Origin of the sequence: Mycobacterium neumannii (assembly GCF_048452905.1) — a bacterium.
In the GTDB taxonomy this organism is placed as follows: Bacteria; Actinomycetota; Actinomycetes; order Mycobacteriales; family Mycobacteriaceae; genus Mycobacterium; species Mycobacterium neumannii_B.
The window spans coordinates 245,795-262,448 of the sequence record NZ_JBCGVF010000003.1 but is presented as its reverse complement, the minus strand read 5'-3'; the positions used below and the strand labels follow the sequence as shown (position 1 = coordinate 262,448).

General features: G+C 65.6%; 15 protein-coding genes. 13 read left to right on the top strand and 2 right to left on the bottom strand.

Annotation, left to right across the window (positions count from 1 at the left end; genetic code table 11):
- Window positions 1–11: 11 nt before the first annotated feature.
- The 9 genes from AAHH99_RS07475 to AAHH99_RS07435 all read left to right on the top strand — a co-directional run bounded on the left by AAHH99_RS07475 (window position 12) and on the right by AAHH99_RS07435 (window position 9,785).
- Complete coding sequence (locus AAHH99_RS07475) at window positions 12–743, top strand: ribonuclease HII (RefSeq protein WP_418768098.1); 732 nt, start codon at window positions 12–14, stop codon at window positions 741–743.
- Window positions 744–797: 54 nt separating this feature from the next.
- Complete coding sequence (locus tag AAHH99_RS07470; protein ID WP_064398671.1) at window positions 798–1,103, top strand: DUF2469 domain-containing protein; 306 nt, start codon at window positions 798–800, stop codon at window positions 1,101–1,103.
- 600 nt (window positions 1,104–1,703) lie between these two features.
- The gene (locus AAHH99_RS07465) at window positions 1,704–2,897 is read left to right on the top strand and encodes an MCE family protein (RefSeq protein ID WP_418768097.1); all 1,194 of its coding nucleotides are present in this window, start codon (window positions 1,704–1,706) and stop codon (window positions 2,895–2,897) included.
- Window positions 2,894–3,919, top strand: coding sequence for an MCE family protein (locus tag AAHH99_RS07460; RefSeq protein ID WP_418768096.1), 1,026 nt, complete (start codon window positions 2,894–2,896; stop codon window positions 3,917–3,919). Before AAHH99_RS07465 ends, AAHH99_RS07460 begins: the two co-directional genes overlap by 4 nt.
- A complete protein-coding gene (locus AAHH99_RS07455; protein WP_418768095.1) occupies window positions 3,919–5,019 on the top strand; it encodes an MCE family protein in 1,101 nt (366 codons plus the stop codon). Before AAHH99_RS07460 ends, AAHH99_RS07455 begins: the two co-directional genes overlap by 1 nt.
- On the top strand, window positions 5,016–6,455 hold the full coding sequence (locus tag AAHH99_RS07450; protein ID WP_418768094.1) for an MCE family protein: 1,440 nt from the start codon (window positions 5,016–5,018) through the stop codon (window positions 6,453–6,455). Before AAHH99_RS07455 ends, AAHH99_RS07450 begins: the two co-directional genes overlap by 4 nt.
- Complete coding sequence (locus tag AAHH99_RS07445) at window positions 6,452–7,612, top strand: MCE family protein (protein ID WP_418768093.1); 1,161 nt, start codon at window positions 6,452–6,454, stop codon at window positions 7,610–7,612. The genes AAHH99_RS07450 and AAHH99_RS07445 overlap by 4 nt, the downstream gene beginning before the upstream one ends.
- Complete coding sequence (locus AAHH99_RS07440; protein WP_418769545.1) at window positions 7,612–9,309, top strand: MCE family protein; 1,698 nt, start codon at window positions 7,612–7,614, stop codon at window positions 9,307–9,309. The genes AAHH99_RS07445 and AAHH99_RS07440 overlap by 1 nt, the downstream gene beginning before the upstream one ends.
- Complete coding sequence (locus tag AAHH99_RS07435) at window positions 9,306–9,785, top strand: hypothetical protein (RefSeq protein ID WP_418768092.1); 480 nt, start codon at window positions 9,306–9,308, stop codon at window positions 9,783–9,785. The genes AAHH99_RS07440 and AAHH99_RS07435 overlap by 4 nt, the downstream gene beginning before the upstream one ends.
- Here AAHH99_RS07435 and AAHH99_RS07430 read toward each other — a convergent pair.
- Window positions 9,763–10,875 (bottom strand): dihydrodipicolinate reductase, encoded by a 1,113-nt coding sequence (locus AAHH99_RS07430; RefSeq protein WP_418768091.1) that lies wholly within the window; start codon window positions 10,873–10,875, stop codon window positions 9,763–9,765. The two genes, AAHH99_RS07435 and AAHH99_RS07430, sit on opposite strands and share 23 nt — an antisense overlap.
- A gap of 142 nt (window positions 10,876–11,017) precedes the next feature.
- Between AAHH99_RS07430 and AAHH99_RS07425 the strand changes: the two genes are divergently transcribed.
- Genes AAHH99_RS07425 through AAHH99_RS07410 form a run of 4 tightly spaced genes read left to right on the top strand, consistent with a single transcriptional unit; the run spans window position 11,018 to window position 15,265 of the window.
- Window positions 11,018–11,986, top strand: a complete 969-nt coding sequence (locus tag AAHH99_RS07425; protein WP_418768090.1) for an LLM class flavin-dependent oxidoreductase — start codon at window positions 11,018–11,020, stop codon at window positions 11,984–11,986.
- Window positions 11,987–12,002: 16 nt separating this feature from the next.
- Window positions 12,003–13,076, top strand: coding sequence for a dihydrodipicolinate reductase (locus AAHH99_RS07420; RefSeq protein ID WP_418768089.1), 1,074 nt, complete (start codon window positions 12,003–12,005; stop codon window positions 13,074–13,076).
- A gap of 6 nt (window positions 13,077–13,082) precedes the next feature.
- Complete coding sequence (locus AAHH99_RS07415; RefSeq protein WP_418768088.1) at window positions 13,083–14,072, top strand: LLM class flavin-dependent oxidoreductase; 990 nt, start codon at window positions 13,083–13,085, stop codon at window positions 14,070–14,072.
- Window positions 14,069–15,265, top strand: coding sequence for a cytochrome P450 (locus AAHH99_RS07410; protein WP_418768087.1), 1,197 nt, complete (start codon window positions 14,069–14,071; stop codon window positions 15,263–15,265). Before AAHH99_RS07415 ends, AAHH99_RS07410 begins: the two co-directional genes overlap by 4 nt.
- On the opposite strand, the gene AAHH99_RS07405 is transcribed toward AAHH99_RS07410, so the two are convergent.
- Window positions 15,252–16,562: a TetR/AcrR family transcriptional regulator gene (locus tag AAHH99_RS07405; RefSeq protein ID WP_418768086.1), complete on the bottom strand. Its 1,311-nt coding sequence runs from the start codon at window positions 16,560–16,562 to the stop codon at window positions 15,252–15,254. The genes AAHH99_RS07410 and AAHH99_RS07405 overlap by 14 nt on opposite strands.
- Window positions 16,563–16,654 lie beyond the last annotated feature (92 nt).

Here is a 16,654-nt window from a genome sequence, read left to right as displayed (position 1 = left end):
GAGAGCTGTTCTTGCCGGCGACATGGCCTCCGCGCACTGTGATCCGGAAATCCTCGGGGCTGCGCACTCTGGAATCTGCGCTTTATCGCAGCGGTCTCGGGCCGGTCGCCGGCGTCGACGAGGTCGGCCGCGGCGCGTGTGCGGGACCCCTTGTCGTCGCCGCCTGTGTCCTCGGCCCGAATCGATTGGAGAGCCTCTCGGCGCTCGACGATTCGAAGAAGCTCAACGAAAAGGAGCGCGAGCGCCTTTTCCCCCTGATTCGGCGTTACGCCCTGGCCTACCACGTGGTGTTCATCCCCTCGCATGAGGTCGATCGCCGCGGCGTGCATGTGGCCAACATCGAGGGCATGCGCCGCGCGGTCGCGGGCCTGTCCGTGCGACCGGGCTATGTGCTGTCCGACGGTTTCCGCGTGCCCGGGCTGCCGGCGCCGTCGCTTCCGGTGGTCGGCGGCGATGCGGCCGCGGCGTGCATCGCGGCGGCCAGCGTGCTGGCCAAGGTCAGCCGCGACCGCTTGATGGTGAAGATGGAAGCCGAACACCCTGGTTACGGCTTCGCGCTCCACAAGGGCTATAGCACGCCTGCGCACAGTGCGGCGCTGGCTGAGCTGGGGCCCTGTAGCCAACACCGGCACTCGTTCATCAATGTCCGTCGGGTGGCCACGGCCGGAGGAATCAGAGTGGTGACCGAACTGGTTGACTCCTGCCAAGTCGGTCCACCGGAGCAATGTGACGAAGCGGGGTAGGGGACAATGGGAGCCAACAAGGGGGCAGCGACCAAGATGAAGGACAGCTGAGCGATGAGTGCCGAAGATCTCGAGAAATACGAAACCGAGATGGAGCTCTCGCTCTACCGCGAATACAAGGACATCGTCGGCCAGTTCAGTTACGTGGTGGAGACCGAGCGGAGGTTCTACCTCGCCAACAGCGTCGAACTGGTACCGCGCAACTCCGACGGAGAGGTCTATTTCGAGCTGCGGTTGGCCGACGCCTGGGTGTGGGACATGTACCGGCCCGCCCGCTTCGTCAAACAGGTCCGCGTGATCACTTTCAAAGACGTCAATATCGAAGAGGTCGAAAAGCCCGAATTGCGGCTCCCGGAATAGGCGGGGCGCCTCCATCGCGCTGCGTCGACCAACTGACGCTTGCGACAGTAAGTAGTCGCCGGAAATACCAACACGTTTCGCACCGAATCACAGGGAGCCGGCCTTTCCAAGACTGCCCGTCTCTATTCTCGTAATAATTGCCATTTGGCTTCGCGCGGCGTCGGTCGCACGGCACGATTGAGTCGCATCGCCGACGACGCGTTGTATCCGTCGACTTGCGATCGCGCTGAAGAACGCCTGTGGTGGGCCTAATCATTGTTCCAGGCTGACCCAAAGCGCCGCCATACCTGACAAGCGGGTCGCGGACGTCGCGAGCGCGAGACAGACAACACCGATTTGTTCCATTTCTGCCGGTTGAAGTGGGCTGAACTGTGTGACATTCTTGTCTAGCAAACAAATACTGCCCCACTCGGCTGCTTGAAAGAAGGATCTGCGAGCCCAAGGAATTCCGCTCGATATCGGGAGTGATTGACCCAAAGATATGTTCCGACGTAAAGTCCTGCACCGTCCTCGATCGCACACTGGGGGGAAAGCGGGATTGTCATACCGACCGATGGGGTGCGGTGCGGGACACCTCGGGCATGAGCGCGGGAGCGATCGGTGAAGCGCTATCTACTGCGCCCACTCGTCGGATTGGCATCGATCGTCGCGGTCGTGGCGGTGTTCGCGTTGGCGGCGAGCCTGTTTCGCGGCGACTTCTCCGATACCGTTCCGGTGACCGTGGTTTCGCAGCGTGCCGGGCTGGTGATGAATCCGGACGCCAAGGTTCAAGTCCGCGGTGTCCAGGTCGGCCGGGTCGCATCGATCGAAGTACTCCCGAGTGGTGAGGCGGCCCTGCATCTGGCAATGGATCCTTCGCGGCTCGATGCGATTCCGGCCAACGCGCTCGTCGACATCGCGGCGCCAACGGTGTTCGGCGCCAAACAGGTCCAATTCGTCTTTCCCGACGAGCCGTCACCCCAATCGCTGCGCGCCGGTCAGGTGATCGAGGCCCAGCATGTGATGGTCGAGGTGAACACCGTCTTCGAGCAGCTGACCTCGGTGCTGTCCACGATCGAACCGGCGAAACTGAATGCCACGCTCGGCGCGATCGCGCAGGCCGTATCCGGTCGGGGACAGAAGTTCGGCAAGATGCTCTCCGATCTCGATTCTTACCTGGCGACGCTGGAGCCCAGCCTGCCGGCGCTCAACCGCGATCTGGAACTGGCTCCCGGAGTGCTTCGCGCATACGCAGACACGTCAGAGGATCTCGTGTCGATCGCCGACAACGCGGCGACCATCAGCGAGTCCATCGTCGACAAACAAGACGATCTCGATGCGGCGCTCCTCAGCGTGATCGGGCTCGCCGATGTCGGCAACGAGGTGATCACGCAGAACCGTCAGTCGCTGACCGACGTCGCGCGGCTGTTGGTCCCGACCACTTCCCTCACCAACGAGTACAACCAGGCATTGTGGTGTGCGCTGGCCGGCATAGTCGAGTCAGCGCATTTCCCACCGTTGAAAGCCCCGGGCGTCGAGGTGCTGGCCGGCTTCCTGTGGGCGCAGGAGCGGTACCGCTATCCCCTGGATCTGCCCAAGGCAGGCGCCGAGGGCGGTCCGCAGTGCACCGGGCTGCCGAAGCTGCCGTTCGAGACCGCCGCACCGTATGTGGTGGCGGACACCGGTACCAATCCGTGGCGACGCACCTATCCGGGCATCGTCCTCAATGCCGACATCATCAAGCAGATCATGTTCCCCGACACCGAAACCGCTGGGCCGCCCCGTAATACAGCACAGATCGGAATGCCCGGATGAGGCGTTCGCTGCGGCCGACCGTGGTCAAGTTCGGGCTTTTCGCGCTCGTGATGACGTTGCTCACCGCATCGCTGTTCTTCATCTTCGGCCAGTACCAAACCGGCAGCACCAAGGATTACACGGCGGTGTTCGCCGACGCCTCCCGGCTGAAGACCGGACAATCCGTGCGGGTGGCCGGGATGCGGGTCGGCACGGTCAACAGCGTCAAGCTACGCCCCGACAAATCCGTGCTGGTCAGCTTCGACGCCGATCCGAATGTACGCATGACCACGGGCACGCGAGCCGCGGTCCGGTACCTGAACCTGGTCGGCGACCGATACCTGGAGCTGATTGAGGGGCCCGACAGAACACCGATGCCACCCGACTCCCAGATTCCGGTGGAGCGGACCCAGGGCGCCCTTGATCTCGACCTCCTTCTCGGCGGCCTCAAACCCGTTATCCGGGGACTCAATCCGGAGGATGTGAACGCCTTGTCGGCGTCACTGATCCAAATTTTTCAGGGGCAGGGCGGCACCCTGCAGTCGCTGCTGAACAACACCTCCGGCTTCACCACAGCCCTTGCCGAGCACAACCAGACGATCCAGGCGCTGATCGACAATCTGCGCACCCTGCTTACGACCCTGAATCGCGAGGGCGACAAGTTCTCGGGCACGATCGACCGCCTGGAGAAGCTCGTCACGGAGCTTGCGGCCGAACGCGACCCGATCGGCACAGCGATCGAGTCGCTGAACAACGGCTCGGCCTCCGTGGCCGACCTCCTCAGCGATGCGCGCGCGCCGCTGGCGGGCACCATCGATGAGCTTGCCCGATTGGCGCCCAACCTCGACTTCCAGAAGGACCGGATCGACACGAGCCTGCAGAAGGCGCCCGAGAACTACCGGAAACTGGTCCGTACCGGGTCGTACGGAAGCTTCTTCAACTACTACATCTGCGAACTCAAGTGGCGGGTGACCGACCTGCAGGGCCGCACCGCGGTCTTCCCCTGGCTCAAACAGGAAAACGGGAGGTGTGCCGAGCCCTGATGCTGAAATACCGTGGCAGACAACTCATCCGCGCCGGAATCCTCGGCGTGGTGCTGATCGTCCTCGTCATCGCCGTCGGGCTCGCTCCGGAACGACTGGTGTCATGGGCGACCGCGGTGCGGTATCAGGCGCAGTTCACCGACGCCGGCGGGCTGGCGGCGGGCAACGACGTCACGATCTCGGGAATCAAGGTGGGGACGGTCTCCGGCGTTGCGCTCCAGGGGCGCAACGCGCTGGTGACGATGGTGGTCGACGGCTCGGTGTCGCTGGGGTCGGACACCACCGCACACATCCGGACCGGAACCCTGCTGGGCGAGCGGGTCGTGACCCTGGAATCGAAGGGCGAGGGTTCACTGCACCCGATGGACGTGATCCCTGTGTCGCGCACCGCATCCCCGTATTCGTTGACCGAAGCGGTCAGCGAGCTGACGAGCAACACCGCGGGCACCGACACCGCGTCGTTGAACCAGTCCTTGGATACGTTGGCCGCGACCCTGGATCAGGTGGCGCCGCAGCTGGGCCCGGCGTTCGACGGGCTGACCCGGCTGTCAAGGGCGATCAACGACCGTGACGAAACGCTGGGGGATCTGCTGGAAAACGGCGCCGATGTCACCGAGATCCTGTCGGACCGCAGCCAGCAGGTGAGCACGCTGATCCTGAACGCCAACGACCTGGTGTCGGTGTTGTCGGCGCGGCGCTACGCCATCGTCGAACTGCTCGCGCACACATCGGCGTTATCCAAGCAGCTGTCCGGCCTCATCGCCGACAACGAGAAACAGCTAGCACCCACATTGGAGAAGCTCAACGGCGTCACCGAGATCCTGGAGCGCAACCGCGACAACATCGCCAAAGCGCTTCCGGGGCTGGCGAAGTTCCAGATCACGTTGGGCGAGACGATCGGTAACGGTCCTTACTACCAGGCCTACATACCCAACATCTTCTTCGGTCAGATATTCCAGCCGTTCTTCGACTATGCGTTCGGGTTTCGGCGCGGGGTCAACGCTGGCCAGCCCCCCGACAACGCCGGGCCGCGCGCTGAGCTTCCGTTCCCGTACAACGGAATTCCGATGCCCCATGAGCAGTGGGGTCCGGGGCGATGAACAACATCTGGGTGAAGCGTGCGCTCGCTGTGGCGCTGGCGGTGGCGCTCGTCGGCGGCGCCGTCGTCCTGTTCCGGCAGACCGTGTTGCGGCCCACGACCATCACCGCCCACTTCACCACCGCGACCGCCATCTACCCCGGTGACGAGGTCCGTATCGCCGGCGTCAAGGTGGGCTCCATCGAATCGATCAAACCGGTCGGCACCCAGGCCGAGATGAGGTTGGTCGTCGACCACGGCATCAGGGTGCCCGCCGGCGCCAAGGCGGTTATCGTTGCGCAGAACCTGGTCTCGGCGCGGTACGTCCAACTGACACCCGCCTACGAGTCGGGGCCGGTGATGGCCGATGGTGCCGTTATCCCGTTGGACCGCACGGCAGTTCCGGTCGAGTGGAACGAGGTCAAAGAGCAGCTGATGCGCCTGGCGACGGACCTCGGCCCCGCCGAGGGTATGTCGACTGGTTCGGTCGGCAGGTTCATCGACAGCGCGGCCGGCGCGCTCGCCGGCAACGGCGACAAACTGCGTCAAACGCTTGCGCAGCTGTCGGGTGTCGGTCGCATACTCGCCGACGGCAGCGGCAACATCGTCGACACCATCAACCACTTGCAGACGTTCGTCACCGCGCTGCGCGACAGCAACGAGCAGATCGTGCAGTTCCAGGACAGGTTCGCGACGTTGACCAGCGTCGTCGACGACAGCCGATCCGATCTCGACGCCGCGCTGAAGAACTTGTCCGACGTCGTGGGCGAGACGACCCGGTTCATCAGGGGCAGCCGAGACCAGACCGCCGAACAAATTCAGCGACTGGCCAACGTCACCCAGAACCTCGTCGACAATCGCATGGCACTGGAGAACGTACTGCACATCGCGCCGCACTCGATCGCCAACGCGGTCAACATGTTCGACCCGCGTACCGGCGCCGCCAGCGGTGTGTTCGTGCTCAACAACCTGTCGAATCCGGTGTGGGCCTTCTGCGGCATGATCGGGGCGCTCCAGAACGTCACCTCGCCCACCACCGGCAAGCTGTGCGCGCAGTACCTCGGGCCCGGCCTGCGCACGGCGAGCATCAACAACGTCCCGTTCCCGTTCAGCCTTTTTTTGACGTCGAACCCGCCCCCGTACATGCTGCGGTATTCCGAACCGGAGTTGATGCCGGGTGCGGGCGGGCCGCCCGACGATCAGCCCGAGCCCCCGCCCGCGGTGTCGGCGTACACGGGAATCGGCGATGTGCCGCCGCCTCCCGGATGGGGCGCGCCGCCCGCCCCGCCCGGTCTGCCGCCCGCACCACTCGCGGCGCCTGCAGCACCCGGTCCGCCGACACTGCAGGACATGTTGTTGCCCGCCGAGCGGCCCAACCCGCAGGCTCCGGCGGTGCCGTACTCGCCGGCGCAGCCGGCGGGAGCGCCCCCGGTCCCACACGGTGGAGCCCCCTCATGACGGCTCGTCGGATGGTGGCGGTCGGCCTGAGCATCCTGCTGACGGTCACCGGTTGCTCATTCCAGGGGGTCAACTCGCTGCCCCTGCCGGGCGCGGTGGGCCGAGGGCCTGATAGCAACGTCTACCACGTCGAACTTGCGAATGTCGGAACCCTAGAGTCGAATTCGCCGGTGACGATCGACGATGTCGTGGTCGGCAGCGTCGGGAAGATGACGCTGCACGGCTGGCACATCGACCTGGAGGTCTCGGTCAAGCCCGAGGTCGTGGTGCCCGGCAACGCTGTGGCTACGGTGGGGCAGACCAGCCTCCTGGGATCGATGCACATCGCGCTCGACCCACCGCCCGGCGACAAACCGCGCGGAAGGCTCAGTCCCGGCGCCACCATCGCTCTCGACAGAACGTCGACCTATCCGTCGACAGAACAGACGCTGTCGTCCCTGGCGGCGGTGGTCAACGGCGGGGGACTGGGCCAGATCGGCGACATCATCGCCAATTTCAACACCGCGCTGTCGGGACGTCAGGGAACGGTGCGCGACTTGATCACCCGGCTGGACACCTTCGTCGGGTCCCTTTACCAACAGCGCGAGAACATCATCGCGACCATCGACGAGCTGAACAGGTTCTCGCAGCGGTTGGGTGATGAACAACGGCTGCTCACCCGCGCGCTCGACAAGATTCCACCCGCGCTCGACGTCCTGATCCGGGAACGTCCCAGCTTCACCACCGCACTGGATCGGTTGGGGCAGTTCAGCGAAACGGTTTCCGGCTTGATCAACGACACGCAGGCCGACCTCGTGGCGAATTTGCACAACTTGGAACCGACCCTGCGCGCGCTCGCCGACGTGGGCGCAGAGATCGACACGGCGCTGGCTGCCTTGCCCACGTTCCCTTTGAGCCAGAACTTGATCGACCGCGGGGTGCGCGGTGATTACGTGAATCTCTTCGTCACGGTGGACTGGACGAACGCGCGGCTCAAGCGTGGATTGCTGCTCGGTACCGCGCTCGGGCAGAACCGTGCATCGTTGATTCCCGCGCCGGGTGACCCCGGATATGACGCGTACTACACCAAATTCCCATTGGGCGTGGGCACCTCGCCGCCCTTCGGCCCGATTCCCAATGCTGCGCCCGCGCCGTGGGAACCGGGGGGTGGTGGCTGATGCTGCCGCGGATGGTCCGCATCCAGCTCGTGATCTTCTCGACCGCGTCGATCATCGGCGTAGTCGCAATGGTGTTCGCCTACATGCAGGTGCCCACCCTGCTGGGCATTGGGAAGATCACCGTCAAAATGGAGTTGCCGTCCTCCGGTGGGCTCTACCGGTTCGCCAACGTCACCTATCGTGGGGTGCAGATCGGCAAGGTGACCGAGATTGACGTGTCCCGCACCCGGGCCACCGCGACGCTGCGGCTCGACACCTCGCCGAGAATCCCGTCCGATCTGCAGGCCGAAGTGCGCAGCGTGTCAGCCGTCGGCGAGCAGTACGTCGAGCTGCTTCCGCGCACCGAGTCGCCGCCGTATCTGGAAGACGGATCGGTGATCGCCATGTCCGACACCACGATTCCGCAACCGGTGAGCCCGATGCTCGAGCAGGTGAACACCCTGATCGCGAGCATCCCCAAGGGTCGCCTGAGCGAATTGATCGACGAATCGTACAAGGCGTTCAGCGGAGCCGGCTTCGACATGGGTTCGCTGGTGGACTCGTCGGCCACGCTCTCCGAAGCCCTGAACGAGGACCCGTCGCGCTCGGCGAGGTTGGCCGAAGACTCGGTGCCTCTGCTGGATTCGCAGGTCCGCTCGACCGACTCGTTGCGGGTGTGGGTGCGAAGCCTCGCCGGGATCACCGGTCAGGTCGTGGCCAACGACCCGCAGCTCCGCACACTGCTTGAGGAGGGCCCCGCCGCGGCGAACCAGGTCTCCACGCTGCTCGAACAGGTCAGGCCGACCCTGCCGGTGCTGTTGGCTAACATGACCACCATCGGTCAGGTCGCAGTGACCTACCGGCCCTCGCTCGAACAGGTGCTCGTGCTGTTACCGCCGTTCGTGGCCAACGTGCAGTCGTCGGCTCCCCATAACAATCCCACCGGTATCGCCCTGGGAGACTTCCGTATTCAGATGGCCGACCCCAACCCGTGCACCGTCGGCTTCCTGCCACCCTCGGAATGGCGGAGCCCGGACGATCAGACCACGGTCGACACGCCGGACGGGATTTACTGCAAGCTGCCGCAGGATTCGCCGATCGTCGTACGTGGTGCGCGCAACGCGCCGTGCATGGGGGTTCCCGGCAAACGCGCGCCCACCGTCGAGCAGTGCTACAGCGACAAACCTTACGAACCGCTGGCGATGCGCCAGCACACTCTCGGTGCGTATCCAATCGATCCGAATCTCATCGCACAGGGCGTGCCGCCCGACGACCGGGTCAGGGCCGACGAGAACCTCTTCGCCCCGCTAGAGGGCGCGCCACTGCCGCAGGGCTCGGTGCCGCCGATCCAGCCTCCGCCGCTCGCAGTCGGTGCGCGGATGCCGTCGCTGCCGCCGAACGCGATCCCGCCCCTGGTGTCGCGGGAGGTGGACCAGCAGGGTGCTGTCAGCGTGCCTGCGCCGCAGGCGGCGATCCCGCACGGTCCACCGCAGCAAGACCCGCCGCCGGACGGTTCGCCACCCCCGCCCGGGGCGGTGCCCGCGACGCCGAGTTCCGGTACCACCGGTCCGGCGGACGGACCGTCCGTCGCCGTCGCGCACTACGATCCGCAGACCGGACAGTATGCGACACCGGACGGAAACGTCGGCCGCCAAACCGATCTCGTGCATAGCCCGAAGTCATGGCAGCAGTTGGTCTACGGGGGAGGGGCACAGTGATCCGGGCGTTGACGATCGCGGCGACGATGATTGCGGCGATCCACCTAGCGCCTCACGCGCAGGCGCAGAACGAGGTCGCGATCAACGGAGTTTTCACCGCGTTCTCGGATGGCCGATGGGCCACGACAAACGACTCCCGTCACGACGAGGCGAGCGTCACGCAGACGTGGACCATCACCTCCACATGTACGACGTATCAGGACTGCACCGGTCGGGTCGTGAGCGATCAGGGCTGGAGTGCGGAGGCGGTGTACATGAGCGGCCGGTGGAAAGTCACCAGGACGGTCCCGGACTGGGAGCCGTGCATCGACGGTACGGCCTACCCCGGCAAGCAGTCGTGGGTGTTCTGGCTGGGTTATCCGCCGGACCCCAACAAGTACCAGGGGTGGGACAAGACCGAGGGTCCCAGTGGCGCCTGCGGTTTCAACAAGGTTCTCGATATCGAGATGCCGTTCACGCTGACCCGCGTGGGTTGAACGCGTGCCTCGGGATCGTCAGCGGCAGGTCCACCGAACTGAGCAGGCCCGGTTGTGCGGCAACGACATACGGCACCGCGTTGACGACCCGCATCGCGGTCGCCACCATCGCTCCTGCGCCTGAGGTCATGCTCTCGATGGCAGCGTCCTTGCGGTCGCGGACGGTGGCCGCCATCGTGCATTCGATGTCGGGTTGGCCGGTGATCACGATGCGGTACCCGAGTGCGTCCGGCATCGTCGGCCACTCGGGCGCCACGTCGGGCGCCAAGCGGGTGACGTGTTCGATCACGATCGCCGCCCGGCCGTCAACGATGCCGATGGCCTGCATGCGCAGGGCTCCGCAGGTACCCGCCTCGACCCTGCCCATCGCGACCTCCAGCGGCCGCTCGGTCACCGCGCGGTCGAACGTCTCGCGAATTTCCTGCACGTCGACGCCGAGGGCCTCGGCGACCATGCGAATCTGGCCCTGCCATTCGCCGGCGATCGCACCGGGGAACGAGATCCACGGCTGGTAGTCGAGGGGCCGGCCGAAACCCAGAGCGTCGCTCATGATGTCGGGCACGCCGTAGTCGTCGTAGAGACCGATCTCGTATGCGTGGATCTTCTCGATCTGTGAGGACTGCGTGCTCAGTACCAGCGGGAGGTAGTCGGCGACGAAACCCGGTTCGATTCCCGAGGCGTACAAGGAGACCTGGCCCTCCTTGGCCGCCGCGACCAGTTGGTCTCGCCACTCGGCCGGTTCGTATGCGTGGGGGTTCACCAAACGTGTGGTGCTGGTGGTCACCACGTTGATTCCGGCGCTGAGCAGCCTCACGTAATCCGGGACCGCGAGCGCGTCCCGTTCGGGTCCGCTGGCGGCGTAGATGACGCAGTCGGGACCGAGCCCGATCAGCGCATCCGCGTCGGTGGTCGCGGCGACCCCGATCGGCTGCCCGTTGGCGAGTTCGCCCGCGTCCTTGCCGTTCTTGTCGGACGAGTGCACCCATACCCCGACGAGATCGAGGTCGGGCCGCTGGGAGATCGCGCGGATCGCGATGGACCCGATTCCGCCGGTCGACCAGACCACGACGCGGTGCTTACCTCCGGACATCGATCCTCCTCGGAGAGCGCGAGACGGCGACGTCCACGACGACGTGCCAGCGCCGAGAATAGCATCCACTATTAATGGAAACCAGAACAAAAATTAGGTTAGAGTCGGTCGTCGTGAATCCCTCGGGCTTGTTGCGGCGCTGATGTTCACGCTCCGTTTCGACATGCGTGCGCCCGCTTCGGGAGCGCCCGCGACCGAGCTGTACGCGGCCGCCGTGCAGATGTGCGAGTGGGCCGAGACGCGCGGCGCGGTGATCGCCGTGCTCTCCGAGCACCACGGCACCGAGGACGGCCACCTGCCCGCGCCGCACCTACTGGCTTCGGCGATCGCCGCGCGAACGTCTCGATTGGCCATTCTGCTTGCGGCCGTACCCATCACCTTCTGGAATCCGGTCCGGCTCGCCGAGAACATCGCCGTCCTCGACATCATCAGCCGGGGGCGGGTCTCCTATGCCTTCGGAATCGGTCACCGCGCCGAGGAATACGAGCATTTCGGTGTGGACAAGCGCCGGCGAGGTGCGATCGCCGACGAATCGTTGGCGCTGCTGCGGCGCCTGCTGACCGGAGAGCCGACGGAGATCGACGGGCGGCGCGTCCATGTGACACCGCCTCCCGCTTCGCCCGGCGAACCCTACATGCTGATCGCCGGGGGCAGCAAGGCCGCGGCCAGGCGCGCCGCGCGCAACGGGCTGGGCTTCATCTCCCAGGTCGCCTCGGACGAGTTGAAGGCGTTCTACGAAAGCGCGTGCCGCGCCAACGGGTTCGAGCCCGGCATGATGCAGTTCCCCGCAGAGGGTGCCCCGACCACAGTCTTCGTCGCCGACGATGTGGACGCGGCGTGGCGGGAGCTGGGGTCGTACCTGCTGCACGACGCGATGATGGCCGCGTCCTACCGGCACGGCGACGAATCCGTAGCGAGCATCTCGACGGCGCACAGCGTGGCCGAACTGCGGGAAACACCAGGGCCCTACCGCATCTTCACGTTGGATGAGGCCGCCGACTACGTGCGAGGCGGCAGACCGCTACCGCTGCTTCCGCTGTGCGGAGGGCTGCCACCCGATCTGGCCTGGCCCTATCTCGAGCGCGCCGCACTGGCGAGCGCATCAACCTAAAGCGACGGGAGGATTCATGACAACACCGCTGAGAACCGTTGTCTGGGCGACGGGCGGCGTCGGGTCGATCGCCATCGACGCGATCCGCAGCAGACCGGACCTCGAACTCGTCGGGGTGTGGGTGCACTCCGACGAGAAGAACGGCAAGGATGCGGGGGAGTTGGCCGGTGGTGATCCCATCGGGGTGACCGCGACCAACGACGCCGATGCGTTGATCGCGCTGCAACCGGACTGCGCGGTGTATACAGCGAGCGGACCGGAACGGGACGCGGGTGCGGTGCCGGACTACGTGAAACTCCTCGAAGCAGGAATCAATGTGGTGTCCACGTCGTCGACGACGCTGATCTATCCGCCCGCCTACTACTCGCCCGAGTGGCGGGACCAGATGGAACGGGCGGCGAAGAAGGGCAGCGCATCGTTCTACGCCTCCGGAATCTTCCCCGGCTTCGGGTCCGACCAACTCGCGCTGGTGCTCGCCACGCAGTCCAAACGGATCCGGTGCCTGACCGTCACCGAGGTCGCGCTGAACGACCACTACCCGGTGGCCGACGTGATGATGAACGGCATGGGCTTCGGCCACCCCCTGGATTTCGAACCGCTCCTGAAGACACCCGGCTTCATCGAGATGGCCTGGCGGGCACCGATTCATCTGATCGCAGAGGGGCTGGGCGTGGAGGTCGAGGAGGTTCGCGGAACCCTCGACCGTCGCGTCACCGAACGGGACATCGAGGTGGCGTTCGGCACGATCAAGGCCGGGACCTGTGGTGCGGTGAGCACCCGCGCCGCGGGCGTGGTAAACGGCAGGGAAGCGATCGTCGTCCAGCACATCATCCGCATGGCGCGTGACGTGGCGCCGGACTGGCTGTCCTCGGAGTTCGACGCCACCTATCGCGTCGACATCGACGGTGATCCCGACATCCACTGCGCGATGAACGTCGGCGCCGCCGAAGGCCACGGCGCGGGGCACGCCGCGATGGCGGCCACCGCGATGCGCGTGGTCAACGCGATTCCCTACGTCGTGGCCGCTCCCGCAGGCTTGCTGAGCTCGCTGGATCTGCCGAACACGTTGCCCCGACACGCTTTCGGGTGATCGACGGTGCTCACCATCCGCTTCGACATGCGCGCACCGAGTTTCGGCGCCGCAACGACGGACCTATACGCGGCCGCCATCGACATGTCGGCGTGGGCCGAGCAACACGGATGTGTGGCGGCGGTGCTGTGCGAGTATCACGGATCCGAGGACGGATATCTGCCCGCTCCGCTGATGTTGGCATCGGCGATCGCGGCCCGCACCGAGCGGTTGATGCTCAACGTGGTGGTGATCTTGCCGTTCTACGAACCTGTCCGGTTGGCCGAAGACATCGCGGTGCTCGACATCCTCAGCAATGGCCGGGTGTCGCATGTGTTCGGGCTGGGTTATCGCCCCGAGGAGTTCGAGCACTTCGGCCTCGACCGGTCACGCCGAGGTGTGCTGGCCGATGAGAACCTCGCCCTGCTGAGGACGCTGCTGACCGGCCGGTGCATTGTTCACGACGGCCGGCGCATCACGGTGACGTCGCCGTCGAGAACTCCCGGCGGACCGGTATTGATGTGGGGCGGTGCCAGTCTCGCGGCGGCACGCCGCGCCGGCCGCTACGGTCTCGGCCTTCTGGCCAACGGCAGCGTAGCGGGTATGCGGGAGGCGTACGAAGCCGCGTCCCGGGAGCACGGGCATGAGCCGGCCGGTGTGTTGTTGCCCCCGCCCGACACTCCCACGGTCACCTTCGTCGCCGACGACGTCGACCAGGCGTGGGAGGAGATAGGCGAGCATCTGCTGCACGACGCCCGGATGTACGCCCAGTGGAATCCCGACAATCACGCCTCCGCGGGGATCTCCGCCGCGCGCGATGTGGCGGAACTGCGCACCGCCTACACCTCGCACCGGATCATCGACATAACCGAGGCGGCCGAAATCATAGCGGGCGGTGGCTTTCTCAACCTGTCACCGCTGTGCGGCGGCATCCCACCCGAGACCGCGTGGCCATACCTGAGGCGGGCCGGTGACTTGATCGAGAACCTGACCACGACAAGAGGAAGCAGCCAATGACCGACACCAACACCGTCGACCTGTACTACGACCCGTTCGATTTCGACATCGACGACGACCCGTACCCGATCTGGAAGCGGATGCGCGACGAGGCGCCGCTGTACTACAACGAGAAGTACAACTTCTATGCGTTGAGCCGCTACGACGACGTCTCCCAGGGCCTCCATGATTGGGACACGTACCGATCGGGCAAGGGCACCACGATGGACGTCATCATGAGCGGTGTCGACGTGCCTCCAGGGGTGATCCTGTTCGAGGATCCGCCGCTGCACGACATCCACCGACGGGTGCTCTCCAAGGTCTTCACCCCGCGCCGGATGGAGGCCATCGAAGGCCTGGTGCGCCAGTTCGTCGTTCGCGCGCTCGACTCTCTGGCCGGCGCCACCCGCTTCGACGTGATCGGCGATTTCGGGGCGCTGATCCCGATGCGCACGATCGGTTACCTGCTGGGCATCCCCGAAGCCGGCCAGCAGCAGATCCGCGACAACACCGACGCGTCGATCGGCCTGAAGGAGGGGAGTTTCCAGGCGGTGTCGGCCGCCACGTTCGAAAACGCCTATCAGCTGTTCGCCGACTACATCGAATGGCGGGCCGAGCATCCGTCGGACGATCTGATGACGCAGCTGCTCAATGCCGAGGTCGAAGACGAAGGTCGACTTCGGCCGCTGTCGCGCATCGAGGTGCTGACCTACACGAGCATGATCGCCGGCGCCGGCAACGAGACGACCACCAGGTTGATCGGATTCATCGCCCAGATGCTCGCCGAGCATCCCGCTCAGCGGCGTGAACTCATCGACGACTTCTCGCTGATACCGAAAGCGATCGAAGAGGTGTTGCGCTATCAGTCGCCCTCGCCGGTGCAGGCACGGTACGTCGCCCGCGACACCGAGTGCTACGGCACGACGATCGCCGAGGGTTCGGTGATGTTGTTGCTCAACGGTTCTGCCAACAGGGACGAGCGGCGCTACCCGGACGGCGAGAGTTTCGACATCCATCGCGGAGGGTCGCACCTGTCGTTCGGACAGGGACTGCACTTCTGCCTGGGCTCGTCGCTGGCCCGGATGCAGGCGCGGGTCGCGCTGGAGGAATTGCTGCGGCGGTGGCCCGAGTGGGAGGTCGACTACGCCGACGCCGCCATGGCTCACACCTCGAGCGTGCGCGGGTGGGGCAGGTTACCGATCACCGTCGGCTAGCGTCGTCGGCCGTCGAGCGTGTGGTGACCCCGCGCAGCAAAGTGTCGCGCACGTGGATCTGTGATGCGCGGGGCCCGAGATCGTGCAGGAGGTTCTCCGGGATCCACGACACCCCGATCACGACGCGGGCCAGTATCTCGTTGGACGGGCCGTCGATCGAGATCTCACCGGAGCGGATCCCCGCGGTGAGAAGTGATTTCATCTGCCGGACGCGTTTGGTGAACAGCCAGGCGATGTTCGGGGTGTCCGGGGGCGACTGGCGCATCCACGCCAGCTGGATCCGAAACTCGTCACCGAAGTGGGCGAGGGCGTTGGTGTGGATCCAACTGAGCGCATCCAGCTTCTCGACGGCCGACGAGTCGGACCGCAGCACGCTGGTCCAACCCACCTCCGCGACCTTCTCGCCGAACGACTGCATGATCGAGGCCAGCAGCTCCTCCTTCGACCCGATCAAGCGGTACACCGTTCCGGTGCCCAGGCCCGCGGCCGCGGCGATGTCGCGGATCGTGGTGACCTCGTAGCCTTTTCGCCCGAACTCGGCACGCGCCACCGCGCGCACGTGCGCGGCCTTGTCGTCACGGGCGTTCTGCTCATCCTCGATCCACGATTTCACCGCATCGTCGGCGGCGATGAACGCCGCGGAGCGATCGAGTTGGGCGTCGCTCGGCGGAACGGTGGCCAGGCCCTCCAGCAGGATCCTGCACAACGTTTCCGCGACCTTGTCGGCGCCCGCACTGTGCCGGATGACGTCGAGGCCGACCTGGCGCATCGACTGGACGATCCGGTCGGCCAGGATCGGCAGGTCGACGTCCGGGCGCAGGTATCCACTCCACCGCGCGGCGCGCAGCGTCTGCACCATCGCCTCGAGGATCTTCGCCGGACGTTGTTGGGCCAGCGTGGCCAGTTCCGGGTTCGACGTCGGGGCCTCGTAGAACGTCATCTGCAACGCGGCGCTGTGCGTCACCGCGCACTCGGCGATCGCGGCGCCCAGTTCCACGATCCGGTCGAACGCCGACAGCGGAGCCGGATCGTCGAGCCGGTCGAGGGCCTGCTCGGCAATGCGGTCGAGATCCTCGTGATAGCGCCGCAGCAACTCGACGAGGATCGCTTCCTTGGAATCGAAGTGGTGGTAGAGGCTGCCCGGCAGGATGCCCGCGGCGTCGGCGATCTCTTGCAGCGATGTCCGCAGCCCCGACGTGGCGATCAACGACGCCGCCGTCTGCAGGATCTCGGTCCGCCGGGTGCCGTCGTCGTAAGAATGGCCAGCGCGCTTCGCGAGGTCCGCCTTCGGCGTCACGCGGCGCGCCACAGCACCTCCAAGACCAGGCTCCCGTCCACCTGTTTGGTCGAACCGACCCAAAGTTTGGTTAACGCTACCAGAACCGGGAC

Coding starts and splice junctions, on each gene's coding strand:
- AAHH99_RS07420 (WP_418768089.1), top strand. CDS start 12,003: ATGACAACACCGCTGAGAACCGTTGTCTGGGCGACGGGCGGCGTCGGG.
- AAHH99_RS07470 (WP_064398671.1), top strand. CDS start 798: ATGAGTGCCGAAGATCTCGAGAAATACGAAACCGAGATGGAGCTCTCG.
- AAHH99_RS07460 (WP_418768096.1), top strand. CDS start 2,894: ATGAGGCGTTCGCTGCGGCCGACCGTGGTCAAGTTCGGGCTTTTCGCG.
- AAHH99_RS07450 (WP_418768094.1), top strand. CDS start 5,016: ATGAACAACATCTGGGTGAAGCGTGCGCTCGCTGTGGCGCTGGCGGTG.
- AAHH99_RS07455 (WP_418768095.1), top strand. CDS start 3,919: ATGCTGAAATACCGTGGCAGACAACTCATCCGCGCCGGAATCCTCGGC.
- AAHH99_RS07410 (WP_418768087.1), top strand. CDS start 14,069: ATGACCGACACCAACACCGTCGACCTGTACTACGACCCGTTCGATTTC.
- AAHH99_RS07445 (WP_418768093.1), top strand. CDS start 6,452: ATGACGGCTCGTCGGATGGTGGCGGTCGGCCTGAGCATCCTGCTGACG.
- AAHH99_RS07430 (WP_418768091.1), bottom strand. CDS start 10,875: ATGTCCGGAGGTAAGCACCGCGTCGTGGTCTGGTCGACCGGCGGAATC.
- AAHH99_RS07425 (WP_418768090.1), top strand. CDS start 11,018: ATGTTCACGCTCCGTTTCGACATGCGTGCGCCCGCTTCGGGAGCGCCC.
- AAHH99_RS07440 (WP_418769545.1), top strand. CDS start 7,612: ATGCTGCCGCGGATGGTCCGCATCCAGCTCGTGATCTTCTCGACCGCG.